This window comes from Mycolicibacterium hodleri, assembly GCF_025822245.1.
GTDB lineage: Bacteria > Actinomycetota > Actinomycetes > Mycobacteriales > Mycobacteriaceae > Mycobacterium > Mycobacterium hodleri.
In genome coordinates, this window is sequence record NZ_JACKTL010000027.1 from 67,411 (window position 1) to 84,997 (window position 17,587).

Below are 17,587 nucleotides of genomic sequence, written 5' to 3' on the forward strand. Positions count from 1 at the left end.
AACCGACGGTCCGTCACCTGACCGCTGGTAGTGATTCGTCCTCAGCGAACACCCTTCCGCCGCAGCCCAGGTCCAGCCATGATGTGGCCATGGGCGAGATCATCCGCATCCATCCCGAACGACGGGAACCGGAGCCCCTCTGGCGCGAGGTGCTCGGGCGGAAGCTGCGTGAGCGCCGCGAAGACCAGGGCCGCCGACTGGTCGACGTCGCCGAGCGGGCCGGCATCTCACCGCAGTACCTGTCCGAGATCGAGCGCGGGCGCAAGGAGCCGTCGAGCGAGATGATTGCCGCCGTCTCCGGGGCGCTCGGCATCGAGTTGGCCCGACTGCTCGGCGGCATCTCGGCCGACCTGGGCCGTCCCACCGTCCATCGGTCCGCGGGCCCCACGCTGATGGCGGCTTAAGCCCGCTGGTCGAGCACGTGGTCGGCCAGGCCGTAGCCCACCGCTCCGTGGGCGTCGAACACCCGGTCGCGGTCGGTGTCGTGCCGTAACTCCTCGACGGTGCGGCCGGTGTGCCTGGCGAGGATCGCCTCGAGTTGGCTTCGCACGCGCACCACCTCGTCGGCTTGCAGGATCAGGTCGGGAATGGTGCCGCGGCCCTGGGCGGCCGGCTGATGCAACACCACCCTCGAATGCGGCAGCACCGAACGTCGACCCGGCGTGCCCGCCGCGAGCAGCACCGCACCCGCGGCGACGGCCTGCCCAATGCACGTCGTGGCGACCGGCGCCCTGACGAAGCGCATGGTGTCGTAGATCGCCAGCATCGCGGCCAGGTCGCCGCCCTCGGAGTTGATGTAGAGGCTGATCTCCTGCTCCGGATTGTCGGCCTCCAGGTGAAGCAGCTGCGCAATGAGGGCGTTGGCGACGCCGGAGTCGATCGCGGTGCCGAGGTAGACGATCCGTTCCGTGAGCAGATGCGAATAGACGTCCATGATCCGTTCGCCGGCCGCATTGCGCACGAGGACGTTCGGGATGGTGTAGGTGCTCACGCGGGTGCCCCAATCCCGAACTGGCGCTGGCGATTCGGTGCGACCTGGGCGAACGTCTCGACGACGCCGTCGACGAATCCGTAGGCGCGCGCCTGCTCGGCGGTGAACCAACGATCGTGCAGCGAGTCGGTGAAGATCCGCTCCACGTCTTGGCCGGTGTCCTCGGCGATGAGCCGCAGCACCGTGTCCCTGGTGTGCCGAAGGTCGTCGGCCTGAACCTCCACCTCGACCGCAGAGCCGGCGATGCCCGCCGAGCCCTGGTGCATCAGGATGCGTGCATGCGGAAGGGCGTAGCGCTTGCCCGGCGTGCCCGCCGACAGCAGGAACTGCCCGGCGCTGCAGGCCAATCCGAGTGCGAGGGTCGAGACGTCGCACGGCACCAGGCGCATCACGTCGCGGATGGCGAGCATCGCCGGGACCGACCCGCCCGGTGAGTGAATCCACAGGGCGATGTCCTGGTCGGCGTCGTCGGTGGCGAGCGTCAGGATCTGCGTCGCGAGGACGGTTCCGTTGTCGTCGTCCAGCGGGCCGTCCAGAACGAGGACGCGCTTGCGAAAGAGGCCGTCACGCAGTCGTTGGGTGAACTGCGGCGGTTTGTCGTCGGTCATGCCTCGACGATGCCGCCACGGCAGCACCTTTGGCCGCTCGCGCTGCTCTCAGCAGAACGCCGTCAGCGCCCACCCCGCCGAGCTGGGCGGAAGAGTACGACCGGGAGGCCCGAGCTTGCTACGTTTACCGCGATGCTGGCCGAACTGATCCCCTTGGCACTGGTGGTCGCCCTGTCACCCCTGTCGATCATCCCGGGGGTCCTCGTGCTGCACTCACCCCGGCCGAGGCCGACGGGGTTGGCCTTCCTGGCCGGCTGGGTCGTGGGGTTGGCCGTCGTGACGCAGATCTTCGTGGAGGTGTCCAACGTTGTCGGCGGCGGTCTCGACAAACCTCCCAGCTGGGCCTCGTGGGTGCGCATCGTGGCCGGCGGTGCCCTGATCGTCTTCGGCGGCTACAAGTGGCTGACCCGGCGACGGTCGGAACATTCGCCGAAGTGGATGACCGGCTTCGCGACGATCACCCCGCGCAAGGCGTTGGTCACCGCGTTGGTGTTGGTCGTGGCCAACCCCAAGGTGTTGTTCATGTGTGCCGCAGCGGGTCTGGCGATCGGCACCGAGGGGCTGGGCCGCAAGGGGGCCGCCCTCGGTGTGTTCTTCTACGTCGCGATAGCCGCCTCGACGGTGGCGCTGCCGGTGCTCGCCTATGCGGTGTCCGGCGACCGGCTGCACCAACCTCTCACCCGGCTGAAGGACTGGATGGAGGCTCAGCACGCCGCCCTCGTCGCCGGCATCCTCGTCGTGCTCGGCGTGTTGGTGCTCTACAAGGGCCTGCACGGGCTCTGACCCTGGGCACGCCCCTACACTCGAACGGCGTGGGACTCGACGATCGTGACGCGCTGGCGACGCTGCGCGACGCCTTCGATCCCGAGGCCGGCTCGGGTGAGCTGATCCACCGCTTCTACACCCGCTGGTTCGCCGTCGACGGCGCGGTCCGCGACCTGTTCCCGCCCGACATGGACCGGCAGCGCACCGTGTTCGCCAAGGCCATGACGTGGTTGTTCGGCGAGCTGATCGCCCAACGCGCCGACGAGCCCGTCGCCTTCCTCGCCCAGCTAGGTCGCGATCACCGCAAATACGGTGTCACGCAACGACATTACGATTCCATGCAGGACGCGCTGCTGACCACGCTGCGCAGCCATCTCATCGAACGGTGGGACGACCGACTGGCCGACGCCGCGCAGCAGGCCGTGATGCTGATCGTCGGGATCATGCGCGGTGCGGCCGACGCCGAGAAGGGGCCGCCCTTCGTCGACGGCAGCGTCGTCGACCACATCAGGGCCACCCGCGACGTGTCGGTGGTCCGGCTGCAACTGGACGAGCCGCTGCACTTCCACGCCGGCCAGTACGTGACGGTGCAGGTGCCGCAGTGGCCGCGGCGCTGGCGGTATCTGAGCCCCTCGATTCCGGCCGACCGCAGCGGCGCCATCGAGTTCCACGTGCGTTCGGTCGCCGGCGGCATGGTGAGCACCGCCATCGTCGGCGAGACCGCACTCGGGGACCGCTGGCGGCTGTCCAACCCGCACGGCGCCATGCACGTCGACCGCAACGGCGGGGACGTGCTGATGGTGGCCGGTGGCACCGGTCTCGCACCGCTGCGGTCGATCATCATGAATCTCGCTCGCTGGGGCCAGAATCCGCGCGTGCACCTGTTCTTCGGCGCCAAGTACCCCTGCGACCTGTACGACCTGCAGACGCTGTGGCAGGTCGCCTCGACCAACCCGTGGCTGTCGGTGACACCGGTGTCGGAGTACTCCTCCGATCCGCCGTGGGCGGCCGACTTCCCCCGCGTCGAACCTCCGCGCGGGCTGCACGTGCGCCAGACCGGGACGCTGCCCGAGGTGGTGACGCGATACGGCAGCTGGAGCGATCGACAGATCCTGGTGTGCGGCGGACCGGCAATGGTCGCGGCGACGCGGGCGGCCCTGATCGCCAAGGGCGCCGATCCACGCCGCATCCAACACGATCCACTCGACGGTTGAGCGTGACAGAATCGCCGGATGTCCGAGTTCGAAGCCGTCACGCTGGCTGATCCGTCGTCGCCGCTCACCGCGACCGTCGTCCCCATGGCAGGCATGATCATCACGTCCCTGCGCGACGGGGACCACGAGTTCCTCGGCCAGCGGCGCGGCCTGGACGCCTACATCACCGCGGGCAAGACCATGGGCGTGCCCATCCTGTATCCGTGGGCAAACCGCTTGAGCGCCAGCAAGTATGGGATCAACGGCGCCGTCGTGACGCTCACCCCGGGCACCGGCGGCGTGCGCACCGACGAGCATGGCGTGCCCATTCACGGTGTCCTCACGGGCTACCCGGGCTGGCTGATCTCCGACCGGTCGGACAACGCGTTGACCGCCGTCTTGGATTACGGCGGGCGTCCCCGCCTGCTGGCGTCGTTCCCGTTTCCTCACGTGTTGACCCAACGCATGACGCTCGACGACCGCACCCTTACCGTCGAGACCACCGTGATGCCGACGACGGCCGCGTCCGTGCCGCTGTGCTTCGGCTATCACCCGTACGTCCAACTGCCCGGGGTTCCGCGCGCCGAGTGGACGCTGACCACCCCGAGCATGCGGCACCGGCCGGTCGACAACTGGGGACTGCCGACCGGCGCCCACGACGACTGGGAGGGCGGCTCGAAGGTGCTGGGCGACACCGTCTACGACGACGGATTCGACGAGGTGCCGGAGGGTTCGGTGTTCTCCGTCTCCGGCGGGGACCGCCGCGTCGAGGTGGCGTTCCTCAAGGGCTATCCCGCCGCGCAGCTGTTCGCCCCGCCCACCGACGACGTCATCGCAATCGAGCCGATGGCCGCACCGACTGACGCACTGCGGCGCGGCAACTACCGCTTCGCGGTCGCGGGCAAGCCGGAGACGACGAGGTTCTCGATCAGCGCTACCTGATCCCGCCCGCAGCGGTCGCGCGTCGCCCGGTCACCGCGATCCAGACCAGTGTCACCAGCGTCGCGACGACGTAAACCAAGCCAGCCCATGCCAAGTACCACGGCCGACTGATCTGCCAGAGACTCGGTTCGGCCGAGGCGAGCATGCTGGGGACACCGAGGAAGGTCACGAGCAGCCAACCCCACCCGAGGATGCGGGCACCCGGGTGGTCGTGCCACGGCCCCCTCAGCAGCCAGATCGCCAGCGGCACCACCCACACCCAGTGGTGGATCCATGAGATCGGTGAGATCAGCAAGCCGAACAGCTGGACGACGAGCGCCGAACCCAACTGGTCGCGGGGCCCGGAGCCAGCCCCGAGTGCGCGCCACGCCAACAGAGCCAGGACCGCCGTGGCGGCGATCGCGCCGAGCACCAGGGTGCCTTCGCCGGCATCGTGGCCCAGGATTCGGGAGATCGCGCCTCGCCAGGACTGGTTGATCGCGATGCCGATCGGGTTGACGCTGGTGTCGCCCATCACCTGGGTGAAGTAATGGACCACTTGGTCGCCGACCACCAGGAAGGACAGTGCGACCGTCGCAAAGAAGACCACCGCCGAGAAGGCCGCGGCGGACCAGCGCCGGACTCCGAGGAAGTAGAGGCCGGTGATCGCCGGGGTCAGCTTCACACCGGCGGCCAACCCGACCAGCAGACCCGACAGCCACCAACGATTGGTGTACACGGCGTACAGCACGGCGAGCGTCAGGAAGACACCCACCTGTCCGAGCTGCACCGCGATGCGGACCGGCTCGAGCCAGACGACTCCTGCGGTCCAGAGCATGGCCGAGCGATGCGACCCGACGCCCACCATGCGCTGGCTGATCCAGACGATGGCGTACACCGCCACCAACATCGCCAGCTGCCACAGCAGCCCGGCGACTTCGACCGGCAGCACCGTGAGCGGCCAGAAGACGACGGCCGCGAACGGCGGATAGACGAACGGCAAGGGTTGGTCGGGCGACTGGGCCGAGTATGCGAAGGAGTACAGGGTCTCGGGGTGGCTCAGCGCGGCGCCGCCGAGCATGTAGACCCGGAAGTCGACGAGGTAGGGCTGGCTCGACATGGTCGCGCCGAGGAGCACCGCGACGCTGACCGCCAGCACCACCGGGGCGAACAACTGGTGGCGGTCGACTCGCGTGTGCGTGTCAGACACGGCGACCGGTGACGATGATCCAGACCAGTGTGGTCAGCGATGCCGCGATGTAGACCAGTCCGGCCCACGCCAGGTACCAGGGCCTGCTGAAGTCCATGATGTTCGGCTGGGCCAGGGACAGCAGACTCGGAACGCTGACCACCATGAGCACCAGCCAGCCCCACCCGAGGATCTTGGCGCCCGGCTTGTCGCGCCATGGACCGTGAATCAGCCAGACCATCAGGGGAACCACCCATACCCAGTGGTGGATCCACGACACCGGCGCCGCCATCAGTCCCAGCAGCTGGACCACGAGCAGAGAACCCAACCTGTCGCGTTCACCCGTGCCGGAACCCAGTGCCCGCCAAGCCAGTACGGTCAGCACCGCGGTGGCGGCGATCGCCACGATGACGAGCGAACGGGGACCGGCATCGTGTCCCACGATCCGCGAGATGCCACCCAACCACGACTGATTCCACGACGAACCGACGGGAAGAGTCCGGCCCGCCTCGATCATCTGCCCCGGAAAGTAGCGACTCGTGTCATCCCGAAACGCAAGGTAGGCCACTGCGACCGTGCCGAAGTACGCCACCGCCGAGAACGCCGCGGCGGCCCAGCGCCGCATGCCGAGGAAGTAGAAACCGGTAGTCGCCGGCGTCAGCTTGATGCCGGCACCGACGCCGATCAGGAGGCCGGACACCCACCAGCGAGTGCTGTAGGCGGCGTAGAGCACGCCCAGCATGAGGAAGACGCCGACCTGTCCGGTCTGAAAGTTGCTCGCCACGGGTTCGAGCCACAGGGCTGCCGCGGTCCACACCATCGCGATTCGTCGACTGCCGCCGCCGAGGAAGCGCTGGCTGAGCCGCACCGATCCGTACACGGCCCCGATCTGCGCCACCTGCCAGAGAAAGGCGATCAGACCGAACGGCAGCAGATGCAGTGGGTAGAAGATGATCGCCGCGAAGGTGGGATAGGTGAACGCCAGGTGCTCGCCCTTGACCGGGTCGACGTAGAAGACGTCGTAGAGGGTGCCCGGGTGGTTCAGGGCCGCGCCGCCGATCACGTAGACGTGGAGGTCGAAGAAGAAGTCGCCGGTGACGAAGTAGGCACCCATCGTGGATGCGAGCCGCACAATGACGCTGATTGCCAACAAGATCGGCGCAAGTGTCTCGAGGCGGGTGAGGGCGGGGCGCACCCTCGTCTCCGTCTCCGCCATCACCGGGCGACTATAACAACGTTGGCGTTGCCGCCCCGGGTGAGCGCGCGTGCACCCCGGTGCCTGACGTCCGACGCCGACCGTGGCAACGATGCCCCCGACGGCGGTAACTGGCCGCGCGCCCAGCGGACCAGGGACCACGACTGAACGAATCCTGGAATTCGCAACGATGGCAAACACGATTCGCGGACCGATCACGCAATTCGCTATGCCACTTCGGATTTCGATTCGCACGTCGGTGCGAGGTTTCGGGTGTCCTGCACTGCCCGGTCGGTGACTTCCAGCCTCATTGCCTATAGTGAGGGCCGTCCGCCGTTTGCCGGGTCATGACACAGCGCCCGCTTCGAATTGCCGCACCGCGGAGATGGGATTCACACGGTGGTCGACCAGGAGACGACGACGCAGGCCGCGACGACGCGGTTGGTCGACGGGGGCGGCTACCGACCCGACATCGACGCGCTGCGAGCCGTCGCCATCGTCATCGTCGTCGCCTTCCATGCGGGCGTGCCCGGTTTCCGCGGTGGATTCACCGGGGTCGACGTGTTCTTCGTGATCTCGGGCTTCGTCATTCTGCGCAGCTTGACCGACGAGCGTGCCAGGACCGGACACGTCGGCTGGTGGGCGTTCTACGGCCGCCGCGTCCGTCGGCTAGCCCCAGCAGCACTCCTGATGATCGCGGTCACGACCGTCCTGAGCATGTTCGTGTTCAACCCCATCGGTGAGCAACAAGCAGTCGCCAAGGGCGCCATTGCGGCCGCGACGTCGACGTCGAACTTCTACTTGAGCATGTTCACGGGGGATTACTTCACCCCCTCGTACCAACCGACGGTGTTCCTTCACACCTGGTCGTTGTCCGTCGAGGAGCAGTTCTACCTCGGCGTGCCGCTGCTGTTCCTGATCGCCGGATTCCTCTGCCGCCGAGGAACTCGCGATCGACGGCGGGTCATGATCGCGTTGATCCTGCTGGTATGCGTGACCTCGCTGCTCTGCGCGGTCATTCTTGCGCGATACTCCCCGACCCAGGCCTTCTACCTTCCCTTTGGTCGCGCCTACGAGCTCGGCATCGGCGCCATGCTGGCGGTGGTGAACCCGGCCCTCGGATCCACTCTGCTGCGCCGCATCGTGTGGTTCTCATCGGCCGTCGTCCTGGTGGGAGTCGTCGTCGTGGGCCTGCCGGAATACGGATATCCGGGCGCGTGGGCTTTGATGCCCACGCTCGCGACGGCTGGAATGATCATGGCGCACATGACTTCTGCCGATCCGGGTGGGCGATTCGCGATGTCTCCTCCGGTCTTGGGCATCGGGAAGGTCTCCTACGGGTGGTACCTGTGGCACTGGCCGTTGCTGTCGATGCTGGCCACCTGGTATCTGCGCGAACCGCCCGTGTGGCTACGGGTGCTCGTGGTGCTCGTCGCATTGGGAATCGCGGTGGCCAGTTACCGCTTCTGGGAGCCGCGCTTCCGTACGCATTCCAGCTCACACGGCAGACGCACGGTGCTGACCGGGCTTCTCGCCATTGCACTGACCTGTGCGCTCGCACTCTGCTGCCTGCTGATCGCCGATCGGTGGTCCAGGGCCGAGGATTGGTCGGCCGCGTCGCATGCCAAGAACGACAGAGCCTTTCCCGAGCGGTGCTACCACACCGTGATGCTCCAGACGAGGTCCGAAGATCCCGTGTGCCCATTGGACGGCTTCGATCCTGCGCGACCTTCCGTCGTGGTGTGGGGCGACTCCTTCGCCCAAGCGCTCATTCCCGGTGTGGTCAAGGCGGTCGACGGTCGACCGGTCAACGTGGTGGTCGCGAGCCGGGCCACCTGCCCGCCATACCTTTCGAGCGCCACGACACTGCCGAACATCCCACCTGGACTCGAGCGGACCCGCCTCGAGCTGTGTCAGGAGCACAACGCCACAGCGCTTCAGTGGGTGCTCGACGCCGCGAAGAACGGGCGGCCGGTTCGCGTCATCCTGGTGGCCAGGTGGCCCGCATACCAGGGCCGTCCAGAGCTCTACGGTGGGCAGGCGCAGGAGACTCACGACCTGATGGTGGCCAACGGCCCCTTGATGGAAGCCGGCACGCCGGCACTGCTGACGCGATTGGACCGGGCCGGAGTGGGGGTCGACCTGTTCGGCCTGTCTCCCGAGTTGGACCGGCCGGGACCCGAATGCGTCACCCGGCGGTGGAAGACCTTCACGTGTGACGTCAGCCGAGCCGCCGAGGAGCAGTACTGGCACGGCACCGCACAATGGTTCCAGCGACTGCACGCCACGCTCGGAGACCGGTCGCGGACCATCGATCCGATCGGCCTGATCTGTGACGCGCAGCTGTGCAAAGCGGAACGGGACGGGATCGTGAACTTCATCGACACCGATCACCTCAGTGCGGCGGCCGTCGAAATGCTGTCGGGCCAAATCTCTCCGACGGTGGATGCCGTCTTGAGTTCGAGCGTCCCGCGAGCGTAGAGGCTCGATTCACATCGACGATTGCGATCGAAGTTGTTCGGATGGAACGAATTTCGCTCTTGCCGTCACGGCCATGCCGGCACTGCGTCAGTGCGCAGTGGTGACACTCTGGTGTCTTGACTGGCCCATCGGAATCGCCGCTGTCAGCGCGGCGTCACGACGGATGGCAACGGCAGTGGCCACGATCCATCCGAGCGTTGCCAAGGTCAACGCCGGGTAGACCAGTCCCGCCCACGCCTCATACCAGGGGCGGCTGATCTCCCACCGGTTCGTCTGAAGTTGTGCGAGTTGATTGGGTATCGCCGCGAAGGTCACGATGAGCCACGCCCACCACAAGACACGCGCCCCCGGCCTGTGAGACCACGGCCCGTGAAGGAGCCAGACCAGCAGAGGCACGAGCCAAACCCAGTGAGCCGTCCACGAAACCGGTGATGCGAGCAGACCAAAGAGCATGACCACCAGCAGCGAGCCAAGCTGATCGCGGTGTGCTGCGGCAGACCCCAGCGCCCACCATGCCGCCAATGACAGCACACCCGTCACACCGATCGCCACGATCAGGTGCGGGCTGGTGCCAGCGTCGTATCCGAGAACGCGCGCGATTCCACCCCGCCACGATTGGTTGTAATCGTTCCCGATCGTGAACAGGCCGTCCCGGCCGATGAAGTCTTCGAAGAAGAACCGGACTCTGTCTCCCGCCACGACGTACGACACCGCGAGGGTGGCCAAGAAGGCCACCGCCGAGAACGCCGCCGTCGCCCAGCGCCGTATCCCGACGAAGTACAGACCGGCGATCGCGGGCGTCAGCTTGATCCCTGCGCCCAAACCCACCAATAGGCCGGACAGCCACCACCGCTTGGAATGGGCCGCATACATCACGAGAAGCATCAGGAACACGCCGATCGTGGCGTGCTTGACGTTGCCGACGATGGGCTCCAACCACAGCGCCCCTGCAGTCCACAGCATCGCGGTGCGCTTGTCGGCCACACCCATCATCTGCTGGCAGAGACGGACCACTGCGTAGACGCCCGCGATCACTCCCACCCGCCAAGCCAACGCCACCAGCCAGAACGGGACGAAGTGCAGCGGATAGAGGACCATGGCCGCGAAGGGCGGATAGACGAACGGCATGGTTTCGCCGTGGGCGGGATCGAGATAGGCGACGTCGTAGAGAGCACTCGGATTGTCCAGTGCGGCCCCGCCGAGCACGTAGATGTGCAAGTCGATCGGATCGGTGAACGTACTGATCACCACGGAGGCGACCGCACTCACGGCCAACAACCACGGCGCCACGGCCTGCCATCGTGAGACACGCAAGCCGTCCAGTGCGATCGCCAGGCCCCATGGTCCGACGTGCGTGCGACTAACCATGGCTGCCATCACGAGACATTGCGACTTTGTCTTCGTCCCCGGTCGACTTAGTCGTCACCATTCATCCCCCCACCACCGGCCCTCCCCGCGGGCTTACACGACGCGCATCAATTTAACTGCTCGGCGGAATTCGCGCATGCCATCCGCTAGATCGCAAACAGGTTCAGGCACTTGAGGTTTGGCCGCACGTCGGACCGTGCGCGACATTTCCGAAATCATTCGCGTTTGGCAAACCAGCGCGCCGAAAATGAAATCTGGGAGCTCGACGATTTCTGAGACAATGGCCTAAAATTTAGCGAACACGCGCAATCGAATTTCGTACCTTTAGTCGGTATGCACGCACCCGAATCGGGGTGCTCAGCCCGCGCCGAAATTGCGGGTGGAAACGTCTGCGAACGGCGTTGACCAGCCCGACGCCCGACGGGCCAACCCCACACTCCGGTCGCCACCAGGAACACCACCGGCGCGGTGAGCACCGGTGAGACCGCTCCGGCGCGGCGAACCCGCAACCATCCCGGTACGCGGTTGAGGAAGGCCGACGCCCTTGCCGGCGCCAGCAAGTACCCGATGCATGGGATTTCGGCGAAGGGGAACGACCCGGGGGCGTACACGGCCGGACCCCGCGGCGAGGAGACCTCGCCGGGACCGCGCGCTCGGCGTTGCCCTAGCGGGCGCCCTTGCGCGGCTGCCAGACCACCAGGGCCGTGCTCTTGGGCACGACGGCCAGGTCGCGGCGTTGGTTGGCCCGCAGCCGCTCCATCTCGTCGGCCATCTCACTCATCCGGGACCGCAGCGCCTCGACCTGGTTGGTCAGCTCGATGATGCGCTTGATGCCGGCGAGGTTGACGCCCTCGTCCTGTGACAGTCGCTGCACCTCTCGGAGCAGGTCGACGTCACGCTCGGAATAGCGCCGGCCGCCGCCGGAGCTACGCTGCGGACTGACCAGCCCGAGCCGGTCGTAGGTCCGCAGCGTCTGGGCGTGCATGCCCGCAAGCTCCGCGGCGACCGAGATCAGGAAGGTGCGCGCGTCGTCCTTCTTGCTCATCACGCACCGTTCCATCCGGCCCGCGGGTCGAACCCGCTTGCCCGCTCGGCCTTGGCGTAGGCCTCGAGTGCCTCGGCGGCCTCGCCCTCGACGTTCGGGGGAACCGCGACCTTCACGGTGACCAACAGATCACCGTGACCGCCCGCGCGCTTGGGCACGCCGCGACCACGGACCCGAAGGATGCGTCCGTCGGACGTTCCCTTGGGCACCCGGACCCCGACCTTGCCTTCCAGCGTCGGCACCGAAAGCGTTGTGCCAAGGGCGAGTTCGTGGAAGCTGACCGGAACCGTCACGGTCAGGTCGTCCCCCGTCCTGCCGAACACCTTGTCGGGCCGCACGTGCACGGTGACGAACAGGTCACCCGACGGGGCGCCCCGCAGGCCCGCCTCGCCTTGCCCGGCGAGCCGGATGCGTTGGCCGTCCTCGACACCGGGTGGGATCCGCACGTTGATGGTGCGGGTCCGGGTCGTGGCGCCCTTGCCGCCGCACTCCTCGCACGGCTCCTCGATGATCGAGCCGGTGCCGCGGCACTCGGTGCACGGCTCGGAGAAGCCGAAGGCACCCTGATTGCGGTTGACCACGCCCGCACCGTTGCAGTTCGGGCACACCTTGGGGCTGGTGCCCGGGCGCGCACCGCTGCCGTGGCAGTTGGTGCACGGCGCCGGGCTGGTCAGCCGCAGCGGCATCGCGACGCCCTTGGTGGCCTCGAGGAACGACAGTTCGGTCTCGGTCTCCAGGTCGTTGCCCCGGCGTGGCCGGCTGGGCCGCGGCTGTTGTGCGCCGCGACCGAACAGCCCACCGAACAGGTCGCCGATGTTGGCGCCACCCGTTTGAGGGGCCGCGTCGAAGAGGTCGCCGAGGTTGAATTCGACGCCCTCGCCGCCGAAGCCGCCGAAGTTGCCGCCGCCACCGCCGCCGTTGAACCGACGACCGCCGCCGTTGGCGAAGAGCCGACGGGTCTCGTCGTACTCCTTGCGCTTGGCCTTGTCCAAGAGGACGTCCTTGGCCTCGCCGACGGCCTTGTACCGCTCTTCGGCCTTGGGGTCGTTCGGGTTGCGGTCGGGGTGGTTCTCCGCCATCAACTTGCGGGCGACACTCTTGATTTCGCTGTCGCTGGCATCGGAGGAGACGCCGAGCTCTTTGTAGAAGTCCTTCTCAACCCATTCGCGCTGGACCATGCTGCGTCACCTCCCTTCCTGCCAGTCCTGTGAATCTAGTGATCTGATTGTGAATTCTCGTTGCCGTTCGGTGCGTTGTGAGCGTTCGACACGTCGTTCGTGTCGGGAACGTCGACCGAGTCGACCACCCCGACCATCGCGTGCCGCAGCACCGGGCCGTCGCCGAGGCGGTAGCCCTGACGCATCACGGTGCCGATCACGGGGTTGCTTCCGTCGCCGTCGTGCTGCACGGCCTCGTGCAGGGACGGGTCGAAGGGGTCGCCCTCGACGCCGAACGGCACCAGTCCGATGGCCTGCAGCGCTGCGGTGAGCTTGTCGGCCACCGACTTCAGCGGGCCGGACTCCAGGTCACCGTGGCGCCGCGCGCGCTCGAGATCGTCGAGCACGGGCAGCAACTGGGTGGCCGCGAAGGCCTTGCCCCGTTCGGACGCCGACTGTTCCTGCCGGACGGATCGCTTGCGGTAGTTGTCGTATTCCGCCTTGACGCGTTGCAGCGTCGCCTTGAGCTCGGCGGCCTCGTCCGTTTCGGGCGCCGGGTCCGGCGTCGACCCACTGGGGGCCGACGCCGAATCCGCGTTCTCACGTACTGCACCCGTGTCGGGATCGACGCGCCGTTTGTCGGTGATGGTCACCGGCTCGTGCGGATCGTTCTCCTGGGTCACTTGCGCTCCTGCTCGTCGTCTTCGACGACCTCCGCGTCAACCACGTTGTCGTCGGCCTTCGACGCGGAACCCTCGGCTCCGCCCGAGCTGGCCTGCTCGGCCTGGGTGGCCTCGTAGATCGCCTGGCCGAGAGCCTGGGACTCGACGCCCAGCTTCTCCATCGCGGACTTGATCGCCGAGATGTCGGTGCCCTCGAGCGCGGACTTCGCCTCGCCGATCGCAGACTCCACCTTGGCAAGCGTCTCCTCGGGAACCTTGGAGCCGCCCTCGGCTTCGCGCTGTTCCTTGATGAACTTCTCGGTCTGGTAGACCAGCGCCTCGGCGTCGTTGCGGGCGGTCGCCTCTTCACGACGCTTGCGGTCTTCCTCGGCGTGCGCCTCGGCGTCCTTGATCATCCGGTCGATGTCGTCCTGGGAGAGGCCGGAGCCCTCCTGGATCTTGATCGTGTTCTCCTTGCCGGTGCCCTTGTCCTTGGCGGTCACGTGGACGATGCCGTTGACGTCGATGTCGAACGTGACCTCGATCTGCGGCGTGCCACGCGGGGCGGGCGGGATGCCGGTCAGCTCGAAGGACCCGAGCAGCTTGTTCGCCGAGGCGATTTCGCGCTCACCCTGGAAGACCTGAATCTGCACCGACGGCTGGTTGTCGTCGGCGGTGGTGAAGGTCTCCGACCGCTTGGTGGGGATGGTGGTGTTGCGCTCGATGAGCTTGGTCATCACGCCACCCTTGGTCTCGATGCCGAGGCTCAGCGGGGTCACGTCGAGCAGCAGCACGTCCTTGACCTCACCGGCCAGCACGCCTGCCTGCAGCGCGGCACCGACGGCCACGACCTCGTCGGGGTTGACGCCCTTGTTGGGCTCCTTGCCGCTGAGCTCCTTGACCAGCTCGGTCACGGCGGGCATGCGGGTGGAACCGCCGACCATCACGACGTGGTCGATGTCGGAGACCGACACGCCGGCGTCCTTGATGACCGACTGGAACGGCTTGCGGGTGCGGTCCAGCAGATCCTGGGTGATCTTCTGGAACTCCGCGCGGCTGAGCTGCTCGTCGAGGAACAGCGGGTTCTTGTCCGCGTCGACGGTGATGTAGGGCAGGTTGATCGAGGTCGACTGGCCGGAGCTCAGTTCGATCTTGGCCTTCTCGGCCGCCTCGCGCAGACGCTGCATGGCCATCTTGTCCTTGGTCAGGTCGATGCCTGCCGAGGCCTTGAACTTGTCGACGAGCCACGTGACGATCCGGTCGTCCCAGTCGTCGCCACCGAGGTGGTTGTCACCGGAGGTCGCCCGGACCTCGACGACGCCGTCGCCGATGTCGAGCAGCGAGACGTCGAACGTGCCGCCACCGAGGTCGAAGACCAGGATGGTCTGGTCCTTGTCGGCCTTGTCCAAGCCGTAGGCCAACGCCGCCGCGGTGGGCTCGTTGACGATGCGCTGCACCTCGAGGCCGGCGATCTGGCCGGCTTCCTTGGTGGCCTGACGCTGGGCGTCGTTGAAGTACGCCGGCACGGTGATGACCGCGTCGGTGATGTCCTCGCCCAGGTATGCCTCGGCGTCGCGCTTGAGCTTCATCAGGATGCGCGCGCTGATTTCCTGCGGCGTGTAGTCCTTGCCGTCGATCGCCACGGACCAGTCGGTGCCGATGTGGCGCTTGACCGACCGGATGGTCCGGTCGACGTTGGTGACTGCCTGGTTCTTCGCGGGCTGACCGACCAGCACCTCGCCGTTGCGCGCGAATGCGACGACGGACGGGGTGGTACGTGAGCCCTCCGAGTTTGCGACGACGACGGGTTCTCCGCCTTCGAGCACTGAGACGACGGAGTTGGTGGTCCCGAGGTCGATACCGACCGCACGAGCCATAGTTACTGCCTCCTGTATAGAAAAACGTTCTGGGGTCTGAGTGGACCGCGCTCAAGCTTGCCCTCCGCGGCTGCGGTGTGTCAAGCGAGAGTTGAGCCTGAGTCACTCAAGTTGTCGAATGGGTCAACCGGGCGGGTGCGGGATTCATTCCCGGGGGCCGACGGGGGCCCGACGTCACATACGTCGCGGCGTGACCGGCGACTGCGACCGCACGTGCAGGCGGGTGCGGTCGGCCCGGAACAGGTCGACCGAGTACTCGACCGCCCGGCCCAACTGGTCGTACCCGGTGCGCTCGAGTTTGAGCACGGGCGTGCCCGCCGGCTGATTCAGCAGCGCGCCCTCGGGCGACGACAGGGTGGCGATCTCGATGGATTCGTCGGCGACGCAGATCTGCACGCCGAATTGTGCGCGCAGCGTGCGGTACACCGACTTCATCTCCGTGCCGAGCAGGTCGACGAGTTCGGCGCGCAGGTACATCCGCTCCAGCGACAGCGTCTCACCGTCGGCATGCCGCAGCCGTTGCAACGCGACCACCCGGCCGTCCTCGGCGAGCCCGAGGGCACGGGCGACCCGCGCCGACGCCGGCACCAGAGCCGACGAGATGACGGTGGTGCCGTCGCGAAATCCCTGTTCGTGCAGGATCTCTGGGATGCCCTTCACCGTGTTCAGGCTGCGCAGGATGCCGTGGCCGTGGCACAGCGGTCGCGAGCCCTCCAGGGCGGCCTGCGGCGACACCCCGGTGAGGTAGGCACCACCGGCGCGGCCCCGCACCCGGCGGATCACCTGGTCTTCCTCGAGCCGGTCCAGCGCCTTGCGCACCGTGGTCCGCGACGTCTCGAGCCGCTGCGCGAGGTCTCGTTCGGTGGGCAGTCTGGACTCACCGCGTTCGGCGAGTTCCCCGGCCAGCCGCACCAACGCCTCGTGCGCGTGCTCGAGAAGGAGCATGGCGGAACGATACCCACAACGGGCCACCCGGGCACGGGCCGATCGAGCTTGTTACACGCGCTTAACGTGCGACGAGACGAACCAGAAATGGTCTAGCCGCATCCTCGGAGATCATGAGCGACAACCGCGCGGACCGCATTGGCCTCGCTCTCGGGCTGGCCGAAAGTGCCGGCTCCCTGGCCAAGCACTACTTCGAGGACGGCACCCTCTCGGTCCAGACCAAGCGGGACGGCACCCCTGTCACCGCGGCCGACCGGGAGATCGAGCAGACGATGCGTGACGCCGTGGCGGCGAACTTCCCCCACGACGGCTTCGTCGGCGAGGAGTTCCCCGACGACGACGGCGACTCCGGCTTCACGTGGATCGTCGACCCCATCGACGGCACGAAGTCCTTCGTCCGCGGTGTTCCGTTGTACGCCAACCTCATCGCGCTACAGGAGGGCGACGAGATCGTGTTCGGCATCATCAACATGCCCAGCGCCGGCATCGTCGTCCACGCCGAACGCGGCAAGGGGTGCTTTCGCAACGGCGCACCGGTGCGGGTGTCCGACCGCGCCACCTTGGACGGCGCCTACGTGATGGCGACCTGGCTCGAGGATTGGGAGCCGGACGTCGTGGCCGACCTCCAGACCCAGGGGGTGACGGTGCGCACCTGGGGTGACGCCTTCGGCTACGCCATGGTCGCCTGCGGATTCGCCGACGCCGTGGTCGACTACACCACGCAGCCCTACGACCTGGCGCCGATGCCGGTGATCATCGAAGAGGCCGGTGGCCGGTTCACGAGCCTCGACGGTCGGCGGGTGTTCAACGGCGGCAACGGGATCGCCAGCAACGGGCGCATCCACGAGGCTCTCCGCACATACGTGACCGCTCCCCTGGCGGGACACCTGGATCGACAAGGAGTTCGGCTATGACGTCATTCATCCAAGGACTCAGTCGGCGGTCCATCGTCGCCTTCTTCGGGACGCTGTACGCCGTGGCCCTGGCGTTCGCCCTGTTCCCACCGCTGTACCTGTGGGGCAGCGGCAGTAGATTCGACATCCTCGGCATCCCGTTCGCGATCATGTACTGGGTGATTGACGCCCTGGTGCTGGGGCTGACGCTGACGGCCTTCTACGTGGTCGAAGACATCCGCGGCGAGCTCGACGACGACTCGACCGAACCCCTCGCAGAGAGCCTCGGAGGCTGAC

The 17,587-nt window shown here is 67.1% G+C and carries 17 protein-coding genes; 7 read left to right on the plus strand and 10 right to left on the minus strand.

The genetic code is table 11. The features are described 5' to 3' along the window. The first annotated feature begins 89 nt into the window (after positions 1-89). A complete protein-coding gene (locus tag H7J06_RS11075; protein WP_264038885.1) occupies positions 90-404 on the plus strand; it encodes a helix-turn-helix domain-containing protein in 315 nt (104 codons plus the stop codon). On the opposite strand, the gene H7J06_RS11080 is transcribed toward H7J06_RS11075, so the two are convergent. Then, positions 401-991 (minus strand): ClpP family protease, encoded by a 591-nt coding sequence (locus H7J06_RS11080; protein ID WP_264038887.1) that lies wholly within the window; start codon positions 989-991, stop codon positions 401-403. The genes H7J06_RS11075 and H7J06_RS11080 overlap by 4 nt on opposite strands. After that, positions 988-1,599, minus strand: a complete 612-nt coding sequence (locus tag H7J06_RS11085) for a ClpP family protease (RefSeq protein WP_264038888.1) — start codon at positions 1,597-1,599, stop codon at positions 988-990. Before H7J06_RS11085 ends, H7J06_RS11080 begins: the two co-directional genes overlap by 4 nt. 132 nt (positions 1,600-1,731) lie before the next feature. Between H7J06_RS11085 and H7J06_RS11090 the strand changes: the two genes are divergently transcribed. From H7J06_RS11090 to H7J06_RS11100, 3 genes are read left to right on the plus strand one after another with little or no spacing between them, the layout of a single operon-like run. Next, a complete protein-coding gene (locus H7J06_RS11090; RefSeq protein WP_264038889.1) occupies positions 1,732-2,382 on the plus strand; it encodes a GAP family protein in 651 nt (216 codons plus the stop codon). 29 nt (positions 2,383-2,411) lie between these two features. Continuing rightward, a complete protein-coding gene (locus tag H7J06_RS11095) occupies positions 2,412-3,578 on the plus strand; it encodes an FAD-binding oxidoreductase (protein WP_264038890.1) in 1,167 nt (388 codons plus the stop codon). Positions 3,579-3,596: 18 nt separating this feature from the next. Beyond that, the gene (locus tag H7J06_RS11100) at positions 3,597-4,499 is read left to right on the plus strand and encodes an aldose 1-epimerase (protein ID WP_264038891.1); all 903 of its coding nucleotides are present in this window, start codon (positions 3,597-3,599) and stop codon (positions 4,497-4,499) included. Here H7J06_RS11100 and H7J06_RS11105 read toward each other — a convergent pair. Further along, positions 4,492-5,688: a mannosyltransferase gene (locus H7J06_RS11105; protein WP_372515286.1), complete on the minus strand. Its 1,197-nt coding sequence runs from the start codon at positions 5,686-5,688 to the stop codon at positions 4,492-4,494. The two genes, H7J06_RS11100 and H7J06_RS11105, sit on opposite strands and share 8 nt — an antisense overlap. Beyond that, positions 5,681-6,883 carry a mannosyltransferase gene (locus H7J06_RS11110; RefSeq protein WP_264038940.1) on the minus strand — a complete coding sequence of 401 codons (1,203 nt, stop codon included), beginning with the start codon at positions 6,881-6,883 and terminating at the stop codon, positions 5,681-5,683. The genes H7J06_RS11105 and H7J06_RS11110 overlap by 8 nt, the downstream gene beginning before the upstream one ends. A 378-nt stretch (positions 6,884-7,261) precedes the next feature. Here H7J06_RS11110 and H7J06_RS11115 point away from each other — a divergent pair, with 378 nt between their 5' ends. Next, complete coding sequence (locus H7J06_RS11115; RefSeq protein WP_264038892.1) at positions 7,262-9,343, plus strand: acyltransferase family protein; 2,082 nt, start codon at positions 7,262-7,264, stop codon at positions 9,341-9,343. A gap of 87 nt (positions 9,344-9,430) precedes the next feature. Here H7J06_RS11115 and H7J06_RS11120 read toward each other — a convergent pair whose 3' ends face one another. The 6 genes from H7J06_RS11120 to H7J06_RS11145 all read right to left on the minus strand — a co-directional run bounded on the left by H7J06_RS11120 (position 9,431) and on the right by H7J06_RS11145 (position 16,397). After that, positions 9,431-10,720: a mannosyltransferase gene (locus H7J06_RS11120; protein WP_264038893.1), complete on the minus strand. Its 1,290-nt coding sequence runs from the start codon at positions 10,718-10,720 to the stop codon at positions 9,431-9,433. A 655-nt stretch (positions 10,721-11,375) separates the two neighbouring features. Continuing rightward, entirely contained in the window at positions 11,376-11,756 is a 381-nt protein-coding gene (locus tag H7J06_RS11125; RefSeq protein ID WP_264038895.1) for a heat shock protein transcriptional repressor HspR, read from the minus strand. Further along, entirely contained in the window at positions 11,756-12,934 is a 1,179-nt protein-coding gene (gene dnaJ, locus H7J06_RS11130) for a molecular chaperone DnaJ (RefSeq protein ID WP_264038896.1), read from the minus strand. Before dnaJ ends, H7J06_RS11125 begins: the two co-directional genes overlap by 1 nt. A 35-nt stretch (positions 12,935-12,969) precedes the next feature. Further along, positions 12,970-13,596, minus strand: a complete 627-nt coding sequence (grpE, locus tag H7J06_RS11135; RefSeq protein WP_264038897.1) for a nucleotide exchange factor GrpE — start codon at positions 13,594-13,596, stop codon at positions 12,970-12,972. After that, entirely contained in the window at positions 13,593-15,452 is a 1,860-nt protein-coding gene (gene dnaK, locus H7J06_RS11140) for a molecular chaperone DnaK (protein WP_264038898.1), read from the minus strand. Before dnaK ends, grpE begins: the two co-directional genes overlap by 4 nt. 174 nt (positions 15,453-15,626) lie before the next feature. Continuing rightward, complete coding sequence (locus tag H7J06_RS11145) at positions 15,627-16,397, minus strand: GntR family transcriptional regulator (protein ID WP_264038899.1); 771 nt, start codon at positions 16,395-16,397, stop codon at positions 15,627-15,629. A 113-nt stretch (positions 16,398-16,510) separates the two neighbouring features. Between H7J06_RS11145 and H7J06_RS11150 the strand changes: the two genes are divergently transcribed. Continuing rightward, on the plus strand, positions 16,511-17,311 hold the full coding sequence (locus H7J06_RS11150) for an inositol monophosphatase family protein (protein ID WP_264038900.1): 801 nt from the start codon (positions 16,511-16,513) through the stop codon (positions 17,309-17,311). After that, a complete protein-coding gene (locus tag H7J06_RS11155) occupies positions 17,308-17,586 on the plus strand; it encodes a hypothetical protein (protein WP_264038901.1) in 279 nt (92 codons plus the stop codon). The genes H7J06_RS11150 and H7J06_RS11155 overlap by 4 nt, the downstream gene beginning before the upstream one ends. Position 17,587 lies beyond the last annotated feature (1 nt).

Coding starts and splice junctions, on each gene's coding strand:
- dnaJ (WP_264038896.1), bottom strand. CDS start 12,934: ATGGTCCAGCGCGAATGGGTTGAGAAGGACTTCTACAAAGAGCTCGGC.
- dnaK (WP_264038898.1), bottom strand. CDS start 15,452: ATGGCTCGTGCGGTCGGTATCGACCTCGGGACCACCAACTCCGTCGTC.
- H7J06_RS11155 (WP_264038901.1), top strand. CDS start 17,308: ATGACGTCATTCATCCAAGGACTCAGTCGGCGGTCCATCGTCGCCTTC.
- H7J06_RS11085 (WP_264038888.1), bottom strand. CDS start 1,599: ATGACCGACGACAAACCGCCGCAGTTCACCCAACGACTGCGTGACGGC.
- H7J06_RS11150 (WP_264038900.1), top strand. CDS start 16,511: ATGAGCGACAACCGCGCGGACCGCATTGGCCTCGCTCTCGGGCTGGCC.
- H7J06_RS11110 (WP_264038940.1), bottom strand. CDS start 6,883: ATGGCGGAGACGGAGACGAGGGTGCGCCCCGCCCTCACCCGCCTCGAG.
- H7J06_RS11145 (WP_264038899.1), bottom strand. CDS start 16,397: ATGCTCCTTCTCGAGCACGCGCACGAGGCGTTGGTGCGGCTGGCCGGG.
- H7J06_RS11125 (WP_264038895.1), bottom strand. CDS start 11,756: ATGAGCAAGAAGGACGACGCGCGCACCTTCCTGATCTCGGTCGCCGCG.
- H7J06_RS11100 (WP_264038891.1), top strand. CDS start 3,597: ATGTCCGAGTTCGAAGCCGTCACGCTGGCTGATCCGTCGTCGCCGCTC.
- H7J06_RS11090 (WP_264038889.1), top strand. CDS start 1,732: ATGCTGGCCGAACTGATCCCCTTGGCACTGGTGGTCGCCCTGTCACCC.
- H7J06_RS11075 (WP_264038885.1), top strand. CDS start 90: ATGGGCGAGATCATCCGCATCCATCCCGAACGACGGGAACCGGAGCCC.
- H7J06_RS11120 (WP_264038893.1), bottom strand. CDS start 10,720: ATGGCAGCCATGGTTAGTCGCACGCACGTCGGACCATGGGGCCTGGCG.